General features: G+C 51.4%; 26 protein-coding genes. 2 read left to right on the top strand and 24 right to left on the bottom strand.

Annotation, left to right across the window (positions count from 1 at the left end):
* Position 1: 1 nt before the first annotated feature.
* The 20 genes from ACSF8X_RS06665 to ccmA all read right to left on the bottom strand — a co-directional run bounded on the left by ACSF8X_RS06665 (position 2) and on the right by ccmA (position 18555).
* Entirely contained in the window at positions 2–613 is a 612-nt protein-coding gene (locus ACSF8X_RS06665) for a hypothetical protein (RefSeq protein WP_500850967.1), read from the bottom strand.
* Positions 606–1748 (bottom strand): hypothetical protein, encoded by a 1143-nt coding sequence (locus ACSF8X_RS06660; RefSeq protein ID WP_500850966.1) that lies wholly within the window; start codon positions 1746–1748, stop codon positions 606–608. Before ACSF8X_RS06660 ends, ACSF8X_RS06665 begins: the two co-directional genes overlap by 8 nt.
* Positions 1749–2636 carry a hypothetical protein gene (locus ACSF8X_RS06655; RefSeq protein WP_500850965.1) on the bottom strand — a complete coding sequence of 296 codons (888 nt, stop codon included), beginning with the start codon at positions 2634–2636 and terminating at the stop codon, positions 1749–1751.
* The gene (locus tag ACSF8X_RS06650) at positions 2636–3328 is read right to left on the bottom strand and encodes a PulJ/GspJ family protein (protein WP_500850964.1); all 693 of its coding nucleotides are present in this window, start codon (positions 3326–3328) and stop codon (positions 2636–2638) included. Before ACSF8X_RS06650 ends, ACSF8X_RS06655 begins: the two co-directional genes overlap by 1 nt.
* Positions 3325–3720: a prepilin-type N-terminal cleavage/methylation domain-containing protein gene (locus ACSF8X_RS06645; RefSeq protein WP_500850963.1), complete on the bottom strand. Its 396-nt coding sequence runs from the start codon at positions 3718–3720 to the stop codon at positions 3325–3327. The genes ACSF8X_RS06650 and ACSF8X_RS06645 overlap by 4 nt, the downstream gene beginning before the upstream one ends.
* Complete coding sequence (locus ACSF8X_RS06640; protein WP_500850962.1) at positions 3710–4141, bottom strand: pilus assembly FimT family protein; 432 nt, start codon at positions 4139–4141, stop codon at positions 3710–3712. Before ACSF8X_RS06640 ends, ACSF8X_RS06645 begins: the two co-directional genes overlap by 11 nt.
* Positions 4131–4550: a type II secretion system major pseudopilin GspG gene (gene gspG, locus ACSF8X_RS06635; protein ID WP_047878704.1), complete on the bottom strand. Its 420-nt coding sequence runs from the start codon at positions 4548–4550 to the stop codon at positions 4131–4133. Before gspG ends, ACSF8X_RS06640 begins: the two co-directional genes overlap by 11 nt.
* Before the next feature lie 9 nt (positions 4551–4559).
* Positions 4560–5744: a type II secretion system F family protein gene (locus tag ACSF8X_RS06630; protein ID WP_500850961.1), complete on the bottom strand. Its 1185-nt coding sequence runs from the start codon at positions 5742–5744 to the stop codon at positions 4560–4562.
* Positions 5741–7390: a GspE/PulE family protein gene (locus ACSF8X_RS06625; protein WP_500850960.1), complete on the bottom strand. Its 1650-nt coding sequence runs from the start codon at positions 7388–7390 to the stop codon at positions 5741–5743. The genes ACSF8X_RS06630 and ACSF8X_RS06625 overlap by 4 nt, the downstream gene beginning before the upstream one ends.
* Positions 7391–8277: 887 nt before the next feature.
* Positions 8278–9207, bottom strand: coding sequence for an MlaA family lipoprotein (locus tag ACSF8X_RS06620; protein ID WP_500850959.1), 930 nt, complete (start codon positions 9205–9207; stop codon positions 8278–8280).
* A 300-nt stretch (positions 9208–9507) separates the two neighbouring features.
* Positions 9508–10815, bottom strand: coding sequence for an ABC transporter ATP-binding protein (locus ACSF8X_RS06615; RefSeq protein ID WP_084722209.1), 1308 nt, complete (start codon positions 10813–10815; stop codon positions 9508–9510).
* A gap of 311 nt (positions 10816–11126) precedes the next feature.
* The gene (gene ccmI / locus ACSF8X_RS06610; RefSeq protein WP_500850958.1) at positions 11127–12338 is read right to left on the bottom strand and encodes a c-type cytochrome biogenesis protein CcmI; all 1212 of its coding nucleotides are present in this window, start codon (positions 12336–12338) and stop codon (positions 11127–11129) included.
* On the bottom strand, positions 12335–12913 hold the full coding sequence (locus tag ACSF8X_RS06605) for a cytochrome c-type biogenesis protein (protein WP_500850957.1): 579 nt from the start codon (positions 12911–12913) through the stop codon (positions 12335–12337). Before ACSF8X_RS06605 ends, ccmI begins: the two co-directional genes overlap by 4 nt.
* A complete protein-coding gene (locus tag ACSF8X_RS06600; RefSeq protein ID WP_047878708.1) occupies positions 12910–13500 on the bottom strand; it encodes a DsbE family thiol:disulfide interchange protein in 591 nt (196 codons plus the stop codon). Before ACSF8X_RS06600 ends, ACSF8X_RS06605 begins: the two co-directional genes overlap by 4 nt.
* Entirely contained in the window at positions 13497–15491 is a 1995-nt protein-coding gene (locus ACSF8X_RS06595) for a heme lyase CcmF/NrfE family subunit (protein WP_047878709.1), read from the bottom strand. The genes ACSF8X_RS06600 and ACSF8X_RS06595 overlap by 4 nt, the downstream gene beginning before the upstream one ends.
* Complete coding sequence (ccmE, locus tag ACSF8X_RS06590; RefSeq protein WP_500850956.1) at positions 15491–15976, bottom strand: cytochrome c maturation protein CcmE; 486 nt, start codon at positions 15974–15976, stop codon at positions 15491–15493. The genes ACSF8X_RS06595 and ccmE overlap by 1 nt, the downstream gene beginning before the upstream one ends.
* Positions 15973–16179 carry a heme exporter protein CcmD gene (ccmD, locus tag ACSF8X_RS06585; RefSeq protein ID WP_047878711.1) on the bottom strand — a complete coding sequence of 69 codons (207 nt, stop codon included), beginning with the start codon at positions 16177–16179 and terminating at the stop codon, positions 15973–15975. The genes ccmE and ccmD overlap by 4 nt, the downstream gene beginning before the upstream one ends.
* A gap of 7 nt (positions 16180–16186) precedes the next feature.
* Positions 16187–16918, bottom strand: coding sequence for a heme ABC transporter permease (locus ACSF8X_RS06580; RefSeq protein ID WP_047878712.1), 732 nt, complete (start codon positions 16916–16918; stop codon positions 16187–16189).
* 311 nt (positions 16919–17229) lie between these two features.
* Positions 17230–17898 carry a heme exporter protein CcmB gene (gene ccmB, locus ACSF8X_RS06575; protein WP_047878713.1) on the bottom strand — a complete coding sequence of 223 codons (669 nt, stop codon included), beginning with the start codon at positions 17896–17898 and terminating at the stop codon, positions 17230–17232.
* A 6-nt stretch (positions 17899–17904) separates the two neighbouring features.
* Positions 17905–18555 carry a cytochrome c biogenesis heme-transporting ATPase CcmA gene (gene ccmA, locus ACSF8X_RS06570; protein ID WP_047878714.1) on the bottom strand — a complete coding sequence of 217 codons (651 nt, stop codon included), beginning with the start codon at positions 18553–18555 and terminating at the stop codon, positions 17905–17907.
* A gap of 112 nt (positions 18556–18667) precedes the next feature.
* Here ccmA and ACSF8X_RS06565 point away from each other — a divergent pair, with 112 nt between their 5' ends.
* On the top strand, positions 18668–19984 hold the full coding sequence (locus tag ACSF8X_RS06565) for a hypothetical protein (protein WP_500850955.1): 1317 nt from the start codon (positions 18668–18670) through the stop codon (positions 19982–19984).
* Between the two features lie 40 nt (positions 19985–20024).
* Complete coding sequence (locus ACSF8X_RS06560) at positions 20025–20324, top strand: EscU/YscU/HrcU family type III secretion system export apparatus switch protein (protein WP_500850954.1); 300 nt, start codon at positions 20025–20027, stop codon at positions 20322–20324.
* 13 nt (positions 20325–20337) lie between these two features.
* On the opposite strand, the gene ACSF8X_RS06555 is transcribed toward ACSF8X_RS06560, so the two are convergent.
* From ACSF8X_RS06555 to ACSF8X_RS06540, 4 genes are all read right to left on the bottom strand, one after another.
* Positions 20338–20766: a DUF2802 domain-containing protein gene (locus ACSF8X_RS06555; protein WP_047878717.1), complete on the bottom strand. Its 429-nt coding sequence runs from the start codon at positions 20764–20766 to the stop codon at positions 20338–20340.
* Complete coding sequence (locus ACSF8X_RS06550; RefSeq protein ID WP_047878718.1) at positions 20766–21260, bottom strand: chemotaxis protein CheW; 495 nt, start codon at positions 21258–21260, stop codon at positions 20766–20768. The genes ACSF8X_RS06555 and ACSF8X_RS06550 overlap by 1 nt, the downstream gene beginning before the upstream one ends.
* 78 nt (positions 21261–21338) lie before the next feature.
* The gene (locus tag ACSF8X_RS06545; RefSeq protein WP_500850953.1) at positions 21339–22709 is read right to left on the bottom strand and encodes a chemotaxis protein CheW; all 1371 of its coding nucleotides are present in this window, start codon (positions 22707–22709) and stop codon (positions 21339–21341) included.
* Positions 22699–23478 (bottom strand): ParA family protein, encoded by a 780-nt coding sequence (locus ACSF8X_RS06540; RefSeq protein ID WP_047878719.1) that lies wholly within the window; start codon positions 23476–23478, stop codon positions 22699–22701. The genes ACSF8X_RS06545 and ACSF8X_RS06540 overlap by 11 nt, the downstream gene beginning before the upstream one ends.

Raw genomic sequence — 23478 nt, 5'->3', positions numbered from 1 at the left:
GTTAATTCCCCTTCGCCTTCGACAGTTGTTTCAGTTCGCTGTCTGGCAACTTGCGGTAAGCCGATACAGTGACCTGCAGTTCTGTGGCATCCTGCAACGTTCTTATTTGTACGGGCTTGGCTACAATCAATGTGTCTGACTGGGTCACACCGTCTAGAAAAGTCATGATTTGCTTGGTGGTCCCCCTCAGTGTCAGGCGTATTGACACTTCAGCCCCCAGATTCGGCACAACGTGACCGACATCGAAACGGCGACCGTTAATTTTCAGATCATTGTTACGGATCAACGGATTCAATAGCGCCATCAACCGCCCCTGTGCCGAGGAGTCAGAGGTTTCCTTGAGCAAGACATTGGCATTACCGGCATTGATGGCCTTGACGTCTTGCTCTAGTTCACGGAGCTTGGCAAGACTATCAACAGCGCGCTGCTGCTTGGCAATCTGCATTGCTTGGCGATCGATTTGCTCTATCGCGCCACTGCGCCAACTAAAATACGGGTTGATAACAACCAACCAAAACAGACAAATAACTATCAATAGCAACGACCACCGAATCAACGGACTTTCCAGTTCGTTATCCAGCTTGGTAATGACAGGCTGTAACTGCTTAATCATGGCTGGCCTCCTTTAATTCAAGCTGCAAACGGAAGCTCTCTCTGTTGTTACTGGCCTGACGGATATCACTGATAAATGCCGCACTTGCCACTTGATCCCACTGCTCCAAAGCGGCAGGCAATGATGCAACATTGATACCCAGACCGGTCATGACCACCGTTGGCATTTGCACATCTACCGCAGTGAGGTAGATATCCTTTGGGATCTTCTCACTGAGTGCTTGGAGGATCTGGCCGATAGCTACCTGATCTTGCTTGTAGGCTGCAATTGCATCGAGTTTTTTCTTTTCGAACGCCAGATGCTGGCGAATAGTCACGGCTTCGCGGCTCGGCATCGCCAATGAGGCAGATTGTGCTTCGAGCTCAGACTGAGTACTGCTGACAATCAGATAGTCACCGGCAATCCATACCACGGCCGCCAAGGCGATTGCGCCAAGCGGCTTGAGGTATGTCTGTATATCGGTGAAGTCTGTAACGCCCTTGCGCTTACCGGCAGCAATAACACTGCGCTTGGGTTTGAACTCAAGCGGCAATGCCTCTTTGTTCCACTCCCCTTGGTAACCAATCTGGAAAAGGGCATCATTGCTGGCAATCCAACGTTGATAACGGCGCTCGCACTGCTGTTGTTGCAATGTGGTCGTCACCGGGTGTATCCCCTGGACCAAACCATGCTGGTCGACCGCCAATGACCAGTGCTGCCCTAGCACGGTATGCAGCAGCACCTGCTGCGGCCCTACCGCGCTGGCCAGATAAGCGCTCAAAGGCACAATATGGGTTGGCGCTATATCGCCGAGCAGACCTTGCTCGACACTCTCATCCCAGATCCATACCGCGACCCGCCAAGACTCACCCACTTTCTGGGTTTGAAAATACGAGGCAGTCTGCGGCCAAATGGTCCATTGCTCGATATCTGAACTCAGGCATTCGGCTATTTCTCCGGCCGTCACATATTCCGCATCGTATTCAAGCTGCTTGAACAAGCAGCGCTGAGGCGGAACGAGCCAGATAACCTTGTCCAATATTTGGGCATTAACCGGGCCAGCCAACGGCTCGCCACCCAACGTCATCCGATGGCCTTGCTCATCGGCGACGATCTCGTAATGCGCAATCCATGTTTTGCTATTTTTGTTTTTCATTTAATACCTTGCAGCATCTGGGTATTGCCATAACGTCCGTTTGTAAAGCGGCAAGCCTCCGGCCGCTACTTCAACCATTGTTCTTGCTGAAAAAGCCTTGCCATGCAACCGAATCAAAAAGCGGTTACTGGCTACGCTACCCATTTCGTCAAACAGCCCGGCAGCACGCTGAAGCTGTGCAAACTGCTGCCATTCTCCTTTCTCTCGAGCCTCAGCCAGTTTCTCGACCTGTGACTCGCTGACACCAAACACACCGGCCAGCAATTCAGCGGGCATTGAGGCATAGTTTTGCCAACCAACACCGCCAGTTACCAAGTAATCCCTCAATCCATACGGGACTTTCTCGTTACCTTTGTTGAATGCGCCGCTTTGCGCGATTAGCGGAATTTCCAATAACTCGTCAACACCACGCATATAGGAGTTACGCGGCAATACTTCATCATCGTCGCCCATCCTCGGCACCCGATCTAAACCGCCTGGCTTGCGCCACTCGTCGACGATACCCGCCCAGTCACTGGCCACTGAGGGCTCGGCGTAGAGCCGGAACAGACGAAACAAGTTTTGTTTGGGCGCCAATGCCAAACTAATCAGCCCAGCGTTGTCCTGCACGCTCGCCTCAACACCATCAATATTGAAGAGCGAGCCATCAACAGGAACCGAATTGTCCCCGAGCATAAAGCGTCCCGGCTCAGGTGTGCCGGTTGACAAGACAAAGACAATTTCTTGCACCGCATCGCTGACTGACAAGAAGTCACTAAATTCCTGCTTTTTATCGGCAACCTCTTCGATGGCACTACGGGCTTTTGCCATTACGCCCATCGCCAATACTGACAAAATGGCCATAACAATCAGGGTTAACGGTAGAATCGCCCCTTTTTCTTTTTTCATCAGCCCCTCCCGAACATCGGTGACAATGCATCACTGTGATAGATAACGGGAAACTCCCACTGCCATGTTTGGCTATTTGCCGTTTCAAATTGAATACCAACTCGGTTGGGCAAACTCTCTTCCAGCTTGGCGGTAAAATGGGTAATCCACTCGGGAGCATCTCGGTAATACTGCTGGTAACGGGGATCAACACTGCGAATATCGCCATTGAGCGGCAGATGCCGACCGGCATAATAGCTAAAGCGAATTGTCTTCATACCTTCGAGCAGAACAAACCATTGTTCATCGCCCCAATTGATACCGCGCTGGATATCTGCATTGAATTTCTGGCGGTATTCCAGATTAAAACCATTGCCGTTGGCCTTGATCCTCAGCTGGATAGCTGCCGTTCGCCCGGGGCCTGTCAGTACCGGCGAGGCTGATACAAACAGCATCTCGCTCGGAGAGCCTTCGAAATATGCGCCAAGCGAACCGCCCGGATACACATACTGGGCCGAAATCGCCTGCTCGAAAAGCGGGTAGAACCATGCTTCTCTTTTCAATACGTATTGCTGCTGGCTCATTCCTCGCAGCGAACGCTTCCAGGTATTTACCCCTTGGTCAAACGCCGTCAGCGTAATCGCCAATACTGACGAGAAAATCGTCAATGCAACCAGCAGTTCTATGATGGTGAAACCTTGTTGCCGCTTCACTTCTTCCATCCCAGATGTTTAAACCGAAACTGATCCAACGCCTGTTGGCTCTCTTTGGGGTAGATACTGACGTTAATCTGGTACAACGCGACCTGATAGCGAACCAGTGCTTCGCGGGAATGCTGCTGGCGAAAATCAGAAATCCGCCGGGCTTGCCAGCGATACTCCCAATGACCCTCATGGCCCTTGCCGCTGCTTTGCTCCGCTGGGTTTACCTCGGCAATACGATGGTATATCCGCTTTTTTGCCGACAGCATAACGGCGACCTTCTCGGCCTTTGCCAACTGATTCTGCCCGGCATCAAACAATGGAAGGACCGCTGCCAGCAAGCTCACCAAGACAACCGAGGCAACCAAAACCTCAATAAGACCAAAGCCTTTGCTATTGCGCATAAACCTGCGATACCTCTACATCACCATCCAACGGGCGGTACCAAATGCGCCAACTCAAACCAGATGGGGCCAGCAAAAACACCTCGCCGCCATTGGTTACACCGTTGACCAAAAAACGCAATTGCTCGGCCTCGGCAACCGCCCAACCCTCAGGCAAAGTAACCAAAGCGAGCCGGGAAGCTGATTGCCGATCCTGAGACAAGTAATCACCCTGATTGATAATGAGCGGCTTGCCTGCCCGGCGATATTCGCGCTTTAGTGCTGCGATACGAGCAACAACGGTATCGACCTCGCCTTGCTCTACCCGCTTGGCATAGAAGTTCCATACCTTGGGGGCGGCAAAACCGACCATTGACGATATCAACACCAGCACGACCATCAGTTCAATGAGCGTGAAACCCTGATGTGACTTAGAAGACACCGATATCCTCATTTTCACCGGTACCGCCTTCTTTGCCGTCTTTACCTAGGGTGTAAAGGGCAAAGTCGCCATTATCTTTAAGTTTGTACATATATGCCTTGCCCCAAGGGTCAGCAGGCACATCTTTGGCCAGGTAAGGACCATCCCAACCCACGGCAGAGCCCGGGGCACTCATCAATGCAGGCAAGCCCTGCTCTGTTGTCGGATAATCACCGACATCAAGGCGGTAGGTATTCAATGCCGAGGAGAACAGTTCGATTTGTGCCGAGGCAACCTTGGTCTTTGACGAGCCAACCTTATTGAATAATTTGGGCCCGACCAGACCGGCCAGCAAGGAGATAAGCACCAAAACAACGAGCATTTCGATCAGGGTAAAGCCACGCTGTTGACCGCGTTTTTCAACTTTCATAAGAACAACCTATATTGCGATATCGTTAACTGAAATAATGCCCGAGATAAGGACGATCATGATGGAGCCGATCAATCCCCCCATCACGACAATGACTGAGGGCTCAAGCAGGGTAATGGCCCGCTTCAACGCGTTTTTCATGCGGCGCTCGTACAATACGGCGATTTCACCGAAACTCTCTGGTAATGTCGCCCCGTTCTCACCAACCGCGATCATCTGGATCACCAAGTTAGGGAATACTTCTTTCTTGCGCAGCGAATCAGAGAATGACTCCCCTTGCTTAATGCCGTTCACCGCGTCGGCGAGCCGCCGTCTCAACCGCTCTTGGGAGAGGCCTTCGGCCGAAAGCAATGCCCCTTCAAGCAGGTCTACACCGGCCCCCAACATCCGAGACATACTGGAAGAGAACTCGATGATGTCCCAATAGGCAATCACGTCGCGGGTAAACGGCAGCCGACCGGCAATGCGGTAAAACGTCGCCTGCACCCGCCCTTCCTGAATGCCCCATACCGTCAGGCCAACAGTAAAAATCAACACCGTCATGACGATCGTCATGTTGCTGTTAAAGAAATCAGCCACCGCAAGCAAGGTCGCCAACGCAGAGCCCTGCCCACTCTCCGAATCCACCATAGACTCAAAGTTAGGAAGTACGAAACTAAATAGAAACAGCAAGATAGAAATGCTGAACACCACCAGAAACGCAGGATAAGTCAGGGCACTTTTGATCTCGCCGACCAACTCTGCTTCTTTCTCTACCCGCTGGGCAATGCTGTACAACGCTGTTGGCAGATCACCATTGGCTTCACCCAACCGCACCATAGAGGGCACATAACGAGGAAATACAAAGGGCTGGCATTCCAGTGCTTCTGACAAGCTAAAGCCGTTGTGCAGAAACTCGTGGACTTTCTTCCATGCCTGCTTGAGGTGCTTGTCCTCGCTAAGTTCGGCAATGGCATTCACCGCCTTGTCCAATCCCATCCCGCTTTTGCGCAAGCTGGCCAGTTCCCGCAAGCTGGTTAGCAGGGCTTCGCGGTCTACTTTCAGTGGAATGCGCTCAACACCCTTGCGTACAACCAAAGGCTGAATCCGCTTGGCCTCCAGTTTTTCCTTGGCCATGGGCATAGAATCGGCAGCTATCCAGCCCTCTACCGTTTCGCCGTGGGGATTACGGCCGATGTACTGGAAAAAACTCATCCCAGCACCCTTAATACTTCATCAAGCGATGTCAGTCCCTGTGCAGCACGCAACAGGCCGTCTTGCTTCAAGGTTCGCATCTGTTTTCTCGCCACCAGTGCATCGAGCTCTTTGGTCGTCATCTCGCCCAATTTATCGGCATCAGTGGTGATATTGAGCAGTTCAAAAACAGCAAAACGCCCGACATAACCGGTTTCATTACACTGCGGACAACCTTGAGGCTGGAAAAAAGCCGGCTGCTCAACAAGACCGGGATACGCCTCCATAATGGCGGGTAGCCCCAGCTGCTGCGCCTTCTCATGACCTTGATGATGCGGAGACTTACAATGCGGGCACAACTTGCGCAACAGTCGCTGGGCCATCACACCAACAATGGAGGATTTGATCAGGTAATCGGGAATACCCATATCTTTAAGGCGAACAAAACTGCTCGGCGCATCGTTGGTATGGAGCGTTGAGAGCACCAAGTGACCCGTCAGCGCGGCCTGAATAGCTATTTGGGCAGTTTCGGTATCTCGCATCTCACCCACCAGCATTACGTCGGGATCCTGACGCAAGCATGAGCGCAATACCTTGGCAAACGTCAGGCCGATTTCCGAATGAACCTGAATCTGAGTTAGTCCCGCCATCTGGTATTCAACCGGATCTTCAACGGTAATAATCTTGGTATCTTCGTTGTTGAGCTGATTGAGAATGGTATACAGCGATGTCGTTTTACCACTACCTGTCGGGCCGGTGATCAGGAAGATACCGTTTTTCTGCCGGATCACTTCCTGCAAATCGGCCATATGATCAGGGAACATGGTCAACTGGGTAGACGCCTGGCTATTTTCGTTGGTCAGCAAACGTAAAACGACGTTTTCACCATGTACCGTCGGCGTCGTCGCCATACGAATATCAACCACTTTCCCCGCCAGGCGAACGCGAATACGCCCGTCTTGAGGCAGACGTTTTTCCGATATATCAAGTGAAGCCATTAGCTTCAGGCGAGAAATAACAGCAGCATGCATCGCCAATCCGGGCTGATCCACAACCTGCATCACGCCATCAATACGGAAACGTACCCGGAACACACCTTTGAAAATCTCAAAGTGCAAATCCGACGCCTTGGCAGTAATCGCCCGTTGAATGATATCGTTGACAAACTTAACGACCGGTGCAGACGAGTCATCCAGCACATCGGCCGACACACTGCCGGTAGGCTGGGTTTCAACATTGGAAAATAACTTGCGCAGTTCGAACGTACTGCAAAAGACAGGAATGACTTGCTTACCGGTGGCTTTTTCCAATGCCTCGATAACAAATGAATCGAAAACATCATTAAGACCAATCCAAATAACATCGGTCGCCGCTTCAAGCGGAAACGCCTGATGCTGCTCCCACCACGAAGGGTTGAGACCAAAGTCCTCGAATACTAAATCTTCAATCGTCGGGATATTTTGCAGTTCAAGAAACCCACTGAGTCGAGGGACGCTCAACTGCAAAGACAAACCGTCAAGCAACTGCTCCTCTGAGCAATAACCCAAAGCAATGAGTATTTCACCCACAAGGCGGCTGTCTTTTTGCTGAGCGGCTAACGCTTCATCTAATTGCTCAGTGGTGATAACTCGGTTATCAACCAGTATTTGCCCTATTTTCTTAGTCATACCCCGACCTAATTCGACTCTTTTCTGCCTGCAGCAAAAAGTGTGCTATTTGCGATACATCCAGCACAGTGCGAGCTTTCTTCGGCATCCCCGTACTCACACTGCAAATCGCCTTCGTTTTATCTTTATAACCGACAGAATAGTATGTGAAACAAGACAGGTTATTTCCAAGGGGAATACATATTGCTTTTATATACAAATTTCAATCTAAAAAGGCATATTTACAATAAGCCCCATCATTTATAAAAATAACAAGCGCTGTGTCACATTTTTATCTGCATTGATGATATAAGTCACATCCAAAAAACAGCCTTATATCAAAGGAGCCTCATGATAAATCAATTCAAGTGAAAATGAAAAACAAACTGTTTATTTGCACCGCTAAGTTCAGATTAACACCAACAACGAAAGCAAAATAAAAAACACCATAAATAACAATAAGATATGAGCGCGGCAACTATATTTGGACATCACAAAGACAGAGGCAACAAAACCTAAATACGACCAAAAATATATACCAAGAGATATTGTTCAATATCACAATTTAATGAACAGACATATATTCGGGATAATTAATTAAACACAAAAAAATAATCAAAAAACTAACAGCGTGTACGACCTTGTCATTATTACCCCTTTGTATCCCTTTATCTCTAGTAAATCTTATCCGTAAATGATGAATCAAGTACAACCTTAAAGCACAAACATTTTTACCGATCTCTTTTATGCTTATTCACTCTCGCCTTCGATTCAAACACTCACTTGCATTAAATGTCGGGTTATATTTTGTTGCACTCAAAATCAAAAAATAATATTCAAGTGCTCAATAAACGAACAAAAGCCAGCAATCATGCTGGCTTTTATTAAACGATAAAAAATACGGTAACCTATTCGGCGTCGATTTCGTCTAGGTAATCATCAAGATACGCATCTTCCTCTACCGTATCTTCACTCACTACACCGCCTGTTGCACTGAAATTCTTATTCTGGATATAAGCATCACGAGTAAAAATGTAAGGATCTGGCGAGTCTTTCAACAAGGCCTCTTGCGGTACCAGTGCTGCCCGTGATTCCATCCCTTCAAATGCCCATTTACCCAAGCTTTGCCAGAACGTCAACAAATCTAACGGAAAGTACAAATCATCGACCATATCCCCTGCGCCTTCACGCAAGGTAATCGGACCATACATCGGCACCATGAAATAAGGACCATTCGGTACACCATAGCGCCCCATCGTGTCTCCAAATTCACGATCGTTGGGTTTACGTATATCCGCAGCCGACGCAATATCAATCAAGCCTGCGACCCCAAAGGTACTGTTGATCCAGAAGCGGTTGAAATGCGCCACCGCCTGCTCACCTTCCAGCATCACGGCGCTATTGATCATACTGGCAGGTTCATCAAGGTTGGCGAGAAAGTTTTTGATGCCAGTACGAACAAAAGAAGGAACATAATCCATATACGCTATCGATACCGGCCGGGCAATATACGGGTCAAGGTAATCGTAGTTAATGCTCCACATCACGCGGTTAAAATTTTCAAAAGGATCATAAACGCCGGGAACCGGGTAATCACCCTGCTCATCCACTTCCGCTTCTATTTCGGCCAGCAGTTCGGCATCAGTTTCATCACCGCTATCCCCCGATTGTGCTGTTACTGCCAGCGCCACTGTTTCTGCCTGCTCACTGGTGCCGATCTGGACACCACCAGCAACACTTTCGTCGCTCGTTTCCAATACTGAAGTTGAAGATGGAGTCTGGGCACATCCGGACATAGCCAATGCAACAGCGAACGCCAATACACGCTTGTATTTCAAAGGGTGAACCATGAAGTCAATTACCTAACCATTACTAAAAAGCATATAAATATTATACCCAAGTTACCTTAATATGCTCATTGCGATGAGCAGCTGTGTTGAGTGCCGGAAATTGCAGGCCAAACAACAACACCCATAAAGATAACTAGCGACCGTTCGCCACTTTTTAACAAGTATCTTATACCGATTCGAGTGGCAACGAGATGTTTCATCAAAGAATCTTTGTTTTTGTCGAGCTGATATGCAATAAAGCCATGATCAAAATGGTCATGGCTACGAATATGCCCGACAACTAAACCATCAGTTAATCGTGAAGTTATACTGCGGCGAAAAATCAACAATACCGGTACTGCGCTGACTCTCTTCAATCACGGTGAACATCAATGCATCCACGCCCCGGTGCAAGAACTCCAGTGCCCCGTCAATCATCCCGGTACAGCCACAGTTGATAAAATAGGTGCCATTTCTTGCCATGCAGTTAAATTGAATCTGTACCGATACGCGTGATCCGGCATCCACCACATCAAGCACTACCTGAGAATCTTTATGCGAGGTTGCCCCGCCCACTTCAAACCCAGACAAGGTCTTAATCATCATACCGAAGCCGACACCAAATACGGTTTCTGAAAAATCGACGTCATAACAGAATGTATACGGCTTGCCCGAAGTTAGGATATTAACAATGTTACCTTGCTCGTTGGTCATTCGCGGGTTGGAAATCGTCGCCCCGCGACCTGCATACCACACGGTAGTGGATGGCTTGAGTTCGGGATTAAATAGCGACTGGTCGACTTTTACCTCAACCTCTTTTTTACGTTCTTCGGCTTTCTCGTCATCCAATGTACCATCGATAATGCGCTGTCTGAAGGCATCACGCTTCGACGGTTCCATATGCAGCAACTTATGATAGTTATTAATAACATCTTTGGGATTGCCATCCATAAGCAGATCACCATGATCGATCAAGACAGCGCGATCACATAATTCGACAATGCTTCCCGCACTGTGTGAAACCAATAAAATACTAACGCCTTGATCCTGAAGCTGTTTGATCCGTGAGAAGCACTTGCGCTGAAACGCATCATCACCCACAGCCAATGCCTCATCAACAATCAAGATCTCTGGGTCGATATTGATGGCAACCGCAAATGCTAGACGCAGCATCATTCCTGACGAGTAGGTCTTGGCCGGGCGATCGATGAAATCCCCAATCGCCGCAAAATCAACAATATCCTGAAAACGGGCATCGATCTCTTCTTTGCTCAAGCCCAAAATCGACGCATTGAAAATGACGTTTTCACGGCCGGTAAACTCAGGATTGAACCCAGAACCCAGTTCCAGCAATGCCGCAATTCGCCCTGATACCTCCACCTCTCCCGAGGTAGGCTTCAGCACACCGGTTATGATTTGCAACAAGGTGGACTTGCCACTGCCATTGTGTCCGACAATGCCGACTGTCTCACCTTTTTTCACATCGAAAGTAATCCCTTTCAATGCAGCAAATTCGCGTTTGGCCTTGTTTTTCAGCAGAGATGTTTTCAGTAAATCCAATGGCGTGTCATAAACCACGTATGTTTTTTCAATATCTCTAACGCTTATTGCTGTCATAATCTTACTGCCTTACATCACTTCAGGAAACTGCATTCACCCTCTTGGAAAGGCGAAAAGAAAGCTATCGTATTACCGCCACAGCAAATGTTACCTTTAATAAATATACTTAAAAGGTAACTAACTTGTGAATACAGCACTTTATTTTCAAGCCGTTGATAGTATCAACATCATGCTATAGCCACAAGTTTCCCCCATTTCCCTGTTACGGATACTTGGGCTGCAACTGCAACTGCAACTGCAACTGAAAAAAAAGCCAGATGCTTTCCCGCATCTGGCTTTTGGGTTTCAATTCGAGATGAAAGATACCGTCAATACTGTTCGGCAATAACGATTTGAGCATCGCCGCCCAATGGGACGACCTTGCTTTCACCGTACCAGTCACCCTTCTTGGTCATAACGTTACCGTCGGTATCGATACGAGCCTTGATGATCATCTCTTTAAGCGATGTCATTGGGCGCTCAGGGATCATGCTATCACCATCTGTCAGGGTCAGCTCGAGCGGGAACGCCGATAACGGCAGTCGCTTGGCGGCCACCGGCATAGGTGCGCCGTCTGCTGAATGTACTGAGATAATCACAATACCCTGCTCTGGTACAGCAACGCTAGGCGCCAACGATACCTTCACCGAAACCGAATCTGCCGTGTTGCCTGCCGTTTTCATTTGGGCCTTGGCGCGCTCGATACTGCGATCCAGCATTTCGTTACGGCTGTCATCTTCACCGATCAGGCGCTTCATCATGCTCCAGTAAGCCACCGCATGCTCGAACTCGCCCTTTTCAAAGGCATCGAATGCCAACAGCGACATCGCCTGCAGGTTAGTGTGGTCAATACGGATCACCTGACGCAGCAACTGGCGAGCATTATCACTTTGAGCGGGGTCACCAATCATCAGCAATGCCTGACCGTAGCTCAACAGTATATCCGGATTGTTAGGATCCAAGCGATAGGCTTTCTCCAACGCACTTTGCGCGGTATCGGCATCACGGTTCGCCATGCCAATGCGACCCAAGAACAGCCAGCCGGTCGCATCATCAGGTCGACTCTGCATCTGGGTACGCAACGCCAGCGAAAGATCGCTCATTTCCTGATCGGTCAGCGGCTCGTCATCGCTCTTCATCAGACGCTGGGTCAGCTCAGGCAAACGATCAATGGTATCCTGCCATTTCTGCACCTTATCCAAGCTACCAACTTTCATGTACATGCCGTAACACACTGCCACCAGTACAATCAGGCCAGGGATCAGCATCATTGGGCTGACATGGCTCACCTGCTGCTTGGCATTGGCCGGCACATCATCAAGCAACGACTGCTGAAGCTCGACTTTGAGCTCATCCGTATTGCTTACCAAGCCTTCGCTGCTTTCCGATTCCAGCTCGGTCATACGATCCTTGAAGAACGCCTTATTCAGTTCGTCACGACTCGCATCGTCATCCTGCTCTTTGCCGAGGTACATCGGCAGAACAAAAATCAAGATAGCAGCCAGCACCAACAGAACGGTAATTAGCCAAAACATCGTCATTTGCTCACCTTCCCGTTCTGGTTGTCAGCGTTGTTGCCATCGTTCTCCGATGCGTCAAGTTCAGTCATTAAGGCCTTGAGGCGGGCCTGCTCCTCGGCATCGAACTTACTGTCCGTCACCGGCTCACCACGCTTGCGCGAACGGAGTACCAGTACGGTAAAGCCAACCAGAATAAACACCACCGGACCGGCCCAAAGAATGATGGTCGACATCATCACTGGCGGGTTGTAGGTTACAAAATTCCCGTAACGGGCAATCATGTAATCAACAACATCAGTTTTGCTCTTGCCTTCGTTAAGCATCTCAAACGCCTTTTGACGCATATCTTGCGCCAGTGGGGCATTGGAATCGGCAATACTGTTATTCTGACATTTAGGACAACGCAGGGTCTGGGTCAGCTCATGGAACTCCTTCTCCTGCTCAACGTCTTTGAACTCGTAAACATCAATCGCAGCCACGGCTGCCGGGGCTGTTACAACTGCCGTCAAGGCCGCCACCGAGGTATAAGCCGTTACTGTCAGCGCCGCAGCAAAAAACGCCGAGCAAGCGCCTTTGAACAGGTTTACAGATTTCATCCTTTCGCCTCCTGACTGGCGACATTCGCTTGACCCGCCTGAGCCTCTTTGATCATCGCTTCGTACATTGGCTTGAGCTTGTCATTCCAATTACGGTCGTTCACATCGCCAACATGGCGGTAGCGGATAATGCCGTTGGCATCAATCAAGAAGGTTTCCGGTGCGCCGTAAACCCCCAGATCCATCCCCAGCATCCCGTTGCCATCAAACAGGCTGTGGATATACGGGTTGCCTAGCTCATTGAGCCACTTCACGGCTTTTAGGCGCTCATCCTTATAGTTCAAACCGATAATCTTAACCCCCTCGCTGGCCAGTTGGTTAAGGTAGGTGTGCTCGGCATAGCAGGTCGGACACCATGTCGCCCATACGTTAAGCAGCAGAGGCTCACCCTTGAAGATATCTTGCTGGTAAAGCTTACCGCTCTCGACCAAGTCCTCAAGCTTGAACTTAGGAACAGGCTTGCCAACCAATACCGATTCAAGTTTGGTTGGATCATCGCCGCCTGCATTGCGGGTCAGCTGAACCATGAACATCACCACCAACCCTAGGAACAGTACCAGGGGAATAAATAACAGCTTCTTGTTCATCCGTTTGCCTTCGCCTCTTTATTCAGCTTGTTGTTCGCCGCCACTTTCTTAGTCGCTTTCCGGCGAAAACGGTAACGCTTGTCACTAATTGCGAATGCGCCACCCAGTGCCATCAGGGCTGCACCTGCCCAAATCCAGTTCACGAACGGTTTGTAGTAGATACGTACCGCCCATGCACCATCACCCAGCTTCTCGCCCATCGCGACGTACAAGTCACGAGTAACACCGCTGTCAATCGCCGCTTCAGTCATCATCGAGCCCGCCACGCTGTAGAAACGCTTCTCGGCATGCAAGGTGGTGACATGGATACCATTGCGGCTGATATTGAAATCGGCAATGTAACCATCATAGTTCGGGCCGTCTGCATCTCGCAGGCCTGCAAACTGGTAGTTGTAACCCTGTACCTCTACGCTCTGCCCCGGGGCCAAGCGCACGTCGCGCTCGATGTCATAGTTTGACACCAGAGTAATACCAATAACGCTAACCGCCAAACCGATATGGCCCAGCACCATTGCCCAATGGCTACGGCCCAACTTGCCAAGGCCCGTCCACAAATCGTGGCGGTGAGTCGCTCGCCCGTAGAGCTCGAAACCGTGCATCACCACGATCCATGCGGCCATTGCCATACCCAATACCGCCATTGGCTCGATCACATCGGCAAACAGCCACACGAAGCCAACCGCAAACGGGATAGTCACCAACGCCGAGATGATCATCTGCTTGCTGATGCTAGACAGATTGTCACGCTTCCAACGAACCAGCGGACCCACGCCCAAAATGAAGGCGAACGGGATCATCAACCAAGTAAACAGGGTGTTGAAGAACGGTACGCCGATAGACACCGAGCCAAGGCCAATCTGCTTGTGCACCAACGGCAACAGTGTACCAATCAACACCACCAGCAAACCGGCAACCAACAGCAGGTTGTTGGCAAGCAGCAGGTTCTCACGGGAAAACAGGCTGTAGTTACCACGCGAGCGAACCTGGCCACCACGCAGGGCATACAGCAGCAGCGAGCCGCCGATCACCACGACGAGGAAACCAAGGATAAACATACCGCGCGCCGGATCAGAGGCAAACGCGTGAACAGAAACCAATACGCCAGAGCGCACCAGGAAGGTACCCAGCAAGCTCAACGAGAAAGCAGAAATCGCCAGTAGCACGGTCCATGCTTTGAACGTACCGCGCTTCTCGGTCACCGCCAACGAGTGCATCAGCGCCGTACCTGTCAGCCAAGGCATGAACGAAGCATTTTCAACCGGATCCCAGAACCACCAGCCACCCCAGCCAAGTTCGTAGTATGCCCACCAAGAACCCAGAGCAATACCCAGCGTCAGGAACGACCATGCTGCAATCGTCCAAGGACGCGACCAACGCGCCCACGCAGTATCAAGACGGCCGGTCATCAGCGAGGCAATCGCAAAGGCAAACGCCACCGAGAAACCAACATAACCCATGTAAAGCAATGGCGGGTGAATGATCAGACCTGGGTCTTGCAACAATGGGTTAAGGTCACGGCCATCAACCGGGAAGAAAGGCAGGGTACGCAAGAACGGGTTAGAGGTCGCGACAATAAACAGCAAGAAGCCGATGGCGATCATACCCATCACCGACAACACGCGCGCCAGTGATTCCAACGGCATACCGCGGCTGAAAATAGCCACCGCCACCGCCCAGGCCGCCTGGATTAGCACCCATAGCAGCAGAGAACCTTCATGGCCACCCCACACCGCAGACAAGCGGTAGTACCACGGCAGCATTGAGTTGGAGTTGCTGGCGACATAGGCAACCGTAAAATCGTTGCTGTAGAACGCCCAGCTCAAGATGATGAACGACAGCAAGATCATGCCGAACACCCCGTAAGTCAACGGACGTGCCATCCGCATCAAAGATTGGTTACCCACCGATGCGCCATACAGCGGGTAGATGCTGAGCAAGATCGACAGACCAAGCGCAACAATCAGGCTGAAGTTGCCTAACTCAATAATCATTAGTTCGAACTACCTTGCAGTTGTGTTTCGGAATATTGCAGCGGCTCGTGAGTCTTTTTCATTGCTTCGGCCACTTCTGGCGGCATGTATTCTTCGTCGTGCTTGGCCAGTACTTCGTGAGCCTCGATAGTACGAGAATCAACCAGTACACCCTGTGCCACAATACCCTGCCCCTCACGGAACAGATCCGGCAGGATACCATCGTATTTCACGGTAACTGCAGGGCCAATGTCAGCCACATCGAAGCTGACCTGCAGCGATTGCGGATCACGCACTACCGAACCCGCCACGACCATACCGCCAATACGCAGGCGCTGGCCGACTTCAGGCTTAGTACCGTCAGGCTTGCCGTTAACCAGTTCAGTCGGGGTATAGAACAGGTCCATGTTCTGGTTCAACGCGTAAAGCAGCAAACCAATGGTTGCGCCGAGGCCTACCACTAGCGCCAACACCAGGGTCAGGCGCTTTTTACGTCTCGGGTTCATAGTGTGTTCTCCAGTTTTTCCGCTTCTTTAATGCGCTGCTCGCGCGCAATCTTATTCTTGATTTCAGCCGCAATGCGGCGCTTGGTATTCAGGCTCGACACCATGATCCACAGCATCGCAGCAAAGGAGATACCGTAGGCGCTCCAGACGTACGGGGCATAGCCACCCATCGCCAAAAAGTCACTGAATGATTCAAAATGCATAGCAGCCTCACTTCAACATTTCACGCACCCAAGGGCGGTGGCTTTCACGGGCAATGATCTCATTACGCAGACGCACCAGCGTCAGCGCACCAAAGAAACAAGCAAAACCGATAATGTTCAACAACAGTGGCCATAGCATGCTGGCATCCATTGAAGGTTTGTCGAACTTAGTAATCGTTGCGCCTTGGTGCAGGGTGTTCCACCACTCCACCGAGAAATGAATAATAGGCAGGTTGATCACGCCGACAATCGCCAAGATCCCGGCGGCCTTGGCAGCGGTCTTCTGATCGTCAAACGCATTGTATAGGGCAATCACCCCAAGGTAGAGAAAGAGCAGAATCAGCTCGGAAGTCAGGCGAGCATCCCACACCCACCATGCGCCCCACATCGGCTTACCCCAGATAGCACCTGTCAGCAGGGCAATCACGGTAAACACGGCACCAATCGGAGCCATCGCCAATGCGGCGTAATCAGACAGACGGATCTGCCAAACAAGGCCAATAAAGGCAGCTATCGCCATTGACATGTAGGCCCCCATCGACCAAATGGCCGCAGGTACATGTAGGTAAACGATTCGGAAACTGTCGCCCTGCTGGTAATCAGTCGGGGCGAACATAAGCCCCCATACCGTACCAATTACAATCGACAGCAAGGCAATCACCGAAAACCAGGGTAGCAAGCTGCCGCAAAGGCGGTAGCAATTCTCAGCTTTCGCGTAGGGATGTAACCACTTCCACATAATTCTGCTCTACTCGTGTAATAGTAATATGTACGTTCCCGCCTACCAGATAGCTCACTCACATGCGCTGCCTGAGTAGAGAAAACGTTATTCATCATTCTCTTAGACCAATCTCTGTGGAATACTCCCAAATGGGTATTCCGCCATCAATCGGTCGCTTCCTTGTGTTTGCTCAAACTCTCACCGAATCCCTACCGGCAAGATCAAAAAATTTTCAACCCATTTAAGTCTAAAGCAAATAACTGCCACCTATTGTAAGCATTATCAGTTAATTGCTAAAAGATCTGATTAGGTTACTTAATTGTAATCATTTATTGCACACTTATGCGTAACGAAGCTGCAACAGCAAACGGAGACAAGGTGGCAGAACCGACCAACATCGCCCCCATCAATGCCAATTGACCGTTGTATGGCATCCCTAGCCCCGCCGCATCTATCGCGGAGGTCGCGAATATAAGCACAGGAATATAGAGTGGCAAAATGAGCAGGCTCAATAAAACCCCACCTTTTCGCAACCCGACGGTCAGGGCGACCCCGATAGATCCCAGAAAACTCAACGTTGGCGTACCAATAAGCAGGGTTAGCACCACCGCTTTCCAAGTCGCCCAATCCAACGACAATAATATCGCCAGCAACGGGCTGATCAAGATCAGCGGCAGCCCTGTCAGCAGCCAGTGGGCCAGCATCTTGGCAAACGCCAATACCGGCAACGGGGTCGGCATCAGCAACATTTGCTCCAACGAGCCATCGACAAAATCGTCACGGAACAAACGCTCCATCGACAGCAATGCCGCCAGCAACGCGGCAACCCATACGATCCCCGGAGCAATGCGCGCCAACAGATTTGGCTCAGGCCCGATACCGAGCGGAAACAAGGTGATCACTATGATGAAAAACCACAACGGGTTGAAAATCTCAGCCTGACGTCGAAAGGCGATCAGCAGCTCACGGCGGATCACCTGGGTTAGTTCGCGGATCATATATCGTTAGCGCCCCAGTTTAATTTTTCGAAGATGGTTACTGTCTGCAAACATATCCTGATGGGTGGTCAGAATAACTATCCCGCCGCGCTGGGCGTGGGACAGGAACAGCTGCTCCAGCACCTTGACCCCTTGCTTGTCGATAGCCGTCAGCGGCTCATCGAGGATCCACAACTTGTGGTTGCTCAGCCACAGTCGCGCCAAGGCGACCCTGCGCTGCTGGCCTGCAGATAGCTGCCCGGCAGGCACATCTTCCCTACCAGCCAGACCAACATGGGCCAACGCCTGCCACAAGCTGTTATCACCCGTAACCTTAGGTTCGCCAGCCAGAGCAACCTCTGGATTGCTGATATGCATCGACTGGAAAAAGGCCAAGTTTTCATAGGCTGTCAACTCACGCTTAACCCCGGTCTGGTGGCCAAGGAACAACAGATCCTGATGATAATATTCACGCGCCGACTCGATATTCTCGTCGTGCCAGTACACGCTACCGTTGTCTGCCCGGCCCAATCCCGCCAAGATTCGAAGCAGTGTGGTTTTACCAGCACCATTGTGGCCTTCTATCTGAACCAACTCCCCTGAGGTAACAGAGAAAGCCAAATCCTCAAACAAAACCCGTTCATCGCGGGTGATACTTAACGCTTCAACAGACAACATAAAAATGGTGTATCCTAGGTGACACAATGGATCCCAAATAGTATCACAGCGTGGGTTCTTGTGTTATACCCAAGCTTCCCTTGGACATTATTCCCATACCGGATATGTAATTGTGATATCGACAATTCCCGCCATGCCACAGCCTGCGATTCTGCCGGCAACACCGCCTAGTAACCAACAACCCGGCCAAGCAGCCACTTTGCCGGCACCACTGCCCTCCCCGCTACCGGGTGGACAGCAAGCGATCCCCCAGCCCGGCGGGCAGCAAAATGCCTTGCCAAACAACGGACAAGCCAGCGGACAGCCAACCGCACAACCGGGGGCAACACCGGGCCAAGCAACCGTACCTCAGCCAGCGACACCGGGACCGGCAGCAAACCAAACACTCAATCAGGCTGCCAGCCAGTTGCCGGGGCAAAATACCGCAGCAACCAATACCACAACAACCAATACCGCCAATCTTGCAACAGGCCAGAGCGGTGGACAATCTAGCACGCAAAAAGTGCCAACCGAAGGCAAAATTATTGCCAAAACACCAATCAACCGCTCAAACAACCAACAAACAGACACGCAGCCAGTAAACAAACAGGCACCGGCCTCGCTGCCGACCAGCCAGCTTGGAAAGATGTTAACGAACTTCAATGCCTTGCAACGTTTGTTTACAAGCCTAAATACTTTTTCTCAACTCTCAGCCCAACAGGCTGGCCAACCGGCCCCCGGACAGCTCGGCGCTGCACCTTCGCCATCGGCAACCCTGACAGGCCAGATCCCAAGCCTCGTGCAGCAGTTTGTCAGCCAGTTGACCATCCCGGCCAATCAAGCTGCGCTCGGACAATGGTTGAGCCAATCAAGCAGTAGCCAGCTGCTGTCACAACTGCTGCGCCAACTCGGCCAGCCGGGCAGCCAGCTCAACCAGTGGCTCAAACAGTTACCCAAGTCGCAGCAGGACGATCTCACCGCCCTACTGCGGATGCTTGGCGAACAACGGGTCTCCGGCGAGAACCGCGCCGGACAACCAGCCGCCACCGCCCAACATGCCCCGCAGCCACAAGCCGAACCAGTGCCAACCAATATGCAGTGGAGCCTGATCGGCCCTGACGGGCGCGAGCTCAAACTCCATGTCGAACAGGAGCAGGCACGCAAAGAGAAAAAAGGGAAAGACCGCCCACGCTGGGTGATCCGGCTTAACTTGCCGGTCGGCCCACAAGACACCCTCGATGTGACCGCGGGTTGGGACACACAATCGCTAAGCCTCGACTTCGCCTCGGAGAACCGCGTACTGCTAAACCGTACCGAGCGGGCGACGCCACTGCTTACCCACCGATTAGCCAGTATGGGAATAGAAACCGACACACCGGCATTTAAGCTAAAGGCCAAGACCGTCGATAATAGGGAAGAGAACCGGGGCGGATTTGAAATCGTCATCTAACCCGAAACTTGGGATCCCCCGATAACCATTGCTGATACCTATGACAGACTACAACAAGAAAGCCATTGCCCTGCACTATACCGGCTATGGTGCGCCTACCGTATCGGCAAAGGGCTACGGCCCGTTGGCCGATCACATTATCGAACAGGTCAAAAAACAAGGTGGGCTGATCCACGAGGACGAGGCACTGGCTAACTACCTCAACCAGCTTGAGCAAGGGGATGAAATTCCAGAACAGCTCTACCGGATCATTGCCGAGCTAATTGCTTTTTCGTGGGTCCTTAACGGAAAAACCCCTCCCGGATGGGAAGGGGTTGAGGGGATTGAGGAAGTAATCTGAACCTACCGCCGCTTCAGCGGCGGGCATGGTGCATTTTCTGAAGACGAAGCAGTAATTCTGCCTCGGCCTTGGGCAAGTCACATTCTTCCATCAGTTCATTGACATCCGCCCCAAGCTCGACCATTTTACTGGCTCGGCTATAAAGGCGGCTATCTGGATCCTGCAGCGCCAACTCGCCCTGACGCTCGGCCAGCTCTTCGAGCTGCTCGGCAATCTCGGACAATTTCTGTCCCATCCCCATTGTGCCAGTACGCAGCTCGGTAAACTGTTTACGCAAACTTTCGTTTTGCTGGCGGGCATTCTTCAGTACAAGCTCTGTCGCTGCAAATTTACCTTCCAGAGCCTGACGCGCAGCGCGCTCCTGCTTGAGCATAAACCAAGCAGTAAATACTGCTAGCAGCGACAAAACCAGTGGTAACCATTGCAACAACAATTCAAGCATTATAAGTACGCCATTTCATCCCATTCTTCGTCTGACAATAGTTTATTCAAATCTACCAAGATCAACAACTCGCCATCACGATTACTTACACCCTGGATGAACTTGGCGCTCTCCTCGGTACCCACACTTGGTGTACTATCAATTTCAGAACTGCGCAGGTAAACAACCTCAGCGACGCTGTCGACAAGAATACCGATAACCTGCTTCTCAGCTTCGATAATCACAATACGGGTATTGTCAGAAATATCACCTGGCATCAGGCCAAAACGGGCACGGGTATCAATAACGGTTACCACATTGCCGCGCAGGTTGATAATACCCAGCACGTAATCAGGCGCACCCGGTACCGGGGCAATTTCTGAATAACGCAGTACTTCACGTACCTGCATTACATTGATACCGTAAGTTTCATCTTCCAATTGGAAGGTCACCCACTGCAGGACCTGATCATTACTGTCTTCTTTTTGTATTTCAGCGACACTCACCTGTGACATGCTGTTTCCTCATTTTGCAGCTATATAAGTTATGCTGGTGCTCTGCCCCCTCCGCCTCACCCACGAGACAGGAGGCGATCAGGCCTGCTCCAGCTTTGTATTGACGTCCAATCCCGCATTTAGCATCGAGATCAGCTCGCTAACATGAATTAGCGCGCACATTTTTTCTTTTACCATGCCAGCCAGCCACGGGCGCTTGCCGACATTTTCCCGCCAGCGCACGCAACTTTCGGTCAAGGTTTCGGTACCCTGCAGGGCATTACATGCAAGGCCCCATTTACTGTCGCTGAGCATCACCACGTAATTGTATCCCTCGCGGTGCTCATCATCACTCAGCCTGTCAGCCATGACCCAGCGGGCCGTATCGACCACGTCGAACTGGTGATCACGCCCAGTCATCAACCCGAGATACCACGCAGGGCGTCCCAACAGGTGATTGACTTCACCAAGCTGGTGGATGCCTCCCAAATCGGTCAGCGGTACCGCGAATGTCACTCCGTTAACCTCAAAGAACAACGCCTGAAATTCATTGCTCAACGGCTCTTGGTGCTGCCCGTTGTCTGGCGGAAGATCCGCCGATGCCTCTGTCTCCAGCGCCCATTGGGTATCATCAGAGTGCGCCGTACCTTGCTCGGTGGCACTGTCCGGTACACTCTCCGCGATCACCTCGACCGCTTCAACAGTCTCGAGCACATCCGCAACCGGGGTGGCCTCAGCCACCGGAAGCGGTTCGGCCGGAGCCGCGTCAGCCACAAACACCACTGGCTCTTCGCTGCGAGGCAGATCAAGCTGGGTATCGGCTATTGCCATTGGCTCGGCGGCGAGCTGATTCTGCCCAGTCTCATGGGCCATAACCAACTGCCAATCTTGCTCAAGTGATGCGTCGGGTTCAGGCAGTACCTCAAGAACGGATTCATCCTCCGTACCCGGCTCGTCAAAGTTGAGCGAGCTGACTTGGCTCAGAAGCCGTTCAACATGGCTCAGTGAGCCCGGTGCCAGCTCTACCTCGAGCCAATCACGCGAAGGACTGTATTGTTCCCGGTGCAGCGATTGAAGCCGGAACGGTTCGGCGACAGGGCTATCTATCCCGGAGGCTGAACTGTCCATCACCGAGAAGTCATACGGCGAGCAATAATCCGCCGCTGATGTTAGCGCCTGCTCTGTCGCGACGACTCGTTCAGCATCAGTTTCAGGTAATACCGAAGGCTCATCTCGCCTGGGCGCAAGCGCCGCCTCTTCCGGCATTAACTGCCCGGCTTCGGCTTCGGCTTCGGCTTCGGCTTCGGCTTCGGCTTCGGCTTCGGCTTCGGCTTCGGCTTCGGCTTCGGCAAGGAGCATCGGCTCATCAACGTCTGAGGCAACAGCCTCATCGTCGTCAACCTCGATCAGCAGATCAAAAAAGTAATCGTCGAGTGCCTGTTCGCCCGACAAAGGCTTATCACTGCTCATCTTGTTGCAGACGCTCCAGGTAGTTCAGTAATGTTTTGTAAGCGAACACGCCTCGGCAACTGCGCGAGAACATAGATGGCGGCATATGCTTGATACTGGCATCGCGAAACTTGGTATCAATCGGGACAGCCGATGCCCACACCTGCTCGGGGAAACGCACTTTGAGCTCCTGCAAAGTTTGCAACGAAGCCCGAGTACGCTTGTCATACATCGTAGGGACTATCGTCACCCTGAATCCCGAAGCTCGCGATTTCTCCATGATCTGCAAGGTGCGCATCATTCGCTCCAAACCTTTCATGGCCAGAAACTCGGTTTGCACTGGGATCAAAATCCGGTCGCTGGCAGCCAGCGCATTAACCATCATCACACCGAGGATCGGCGGGCAGTCAATCAACACATAGTCATAATCATCAGCGAGGCAATTCAGCACCTTTTTGAGCACCAACCCCATTCCGCCACGATTGCCCATTACCCGATCCAACGTCGCCAAAGACATATGGGCCGGAATAATATCGATATTGTTGAAAGCCGTCCGCTGAATGAACGGCTGTACCGTTCCGCGGCTAATGGTAGTCAGCTGGAATAAATCAAACAGACTAGCAGGCAGCGCATCGGTATCCAGATTGAGGTAGGTCGATAGCGAGGCATGGGGATCGGTATCGACCAACAGCACCCGCTTATTACGCTCGCTGAGCAACCCGGCCAACGACACAGTCGTGGTGGTTTTACCCACCCCGCCTTTCTGGTTAGCGATACTCCAAACAATCAC

It is taken from the genome of Photobacterium panuliri (assembly GCF_059920555.1).
Note: the sequence above shows the minus strand (reverse complement) of the source record. Positions and strands in the feature narration are given on the sequence as shown.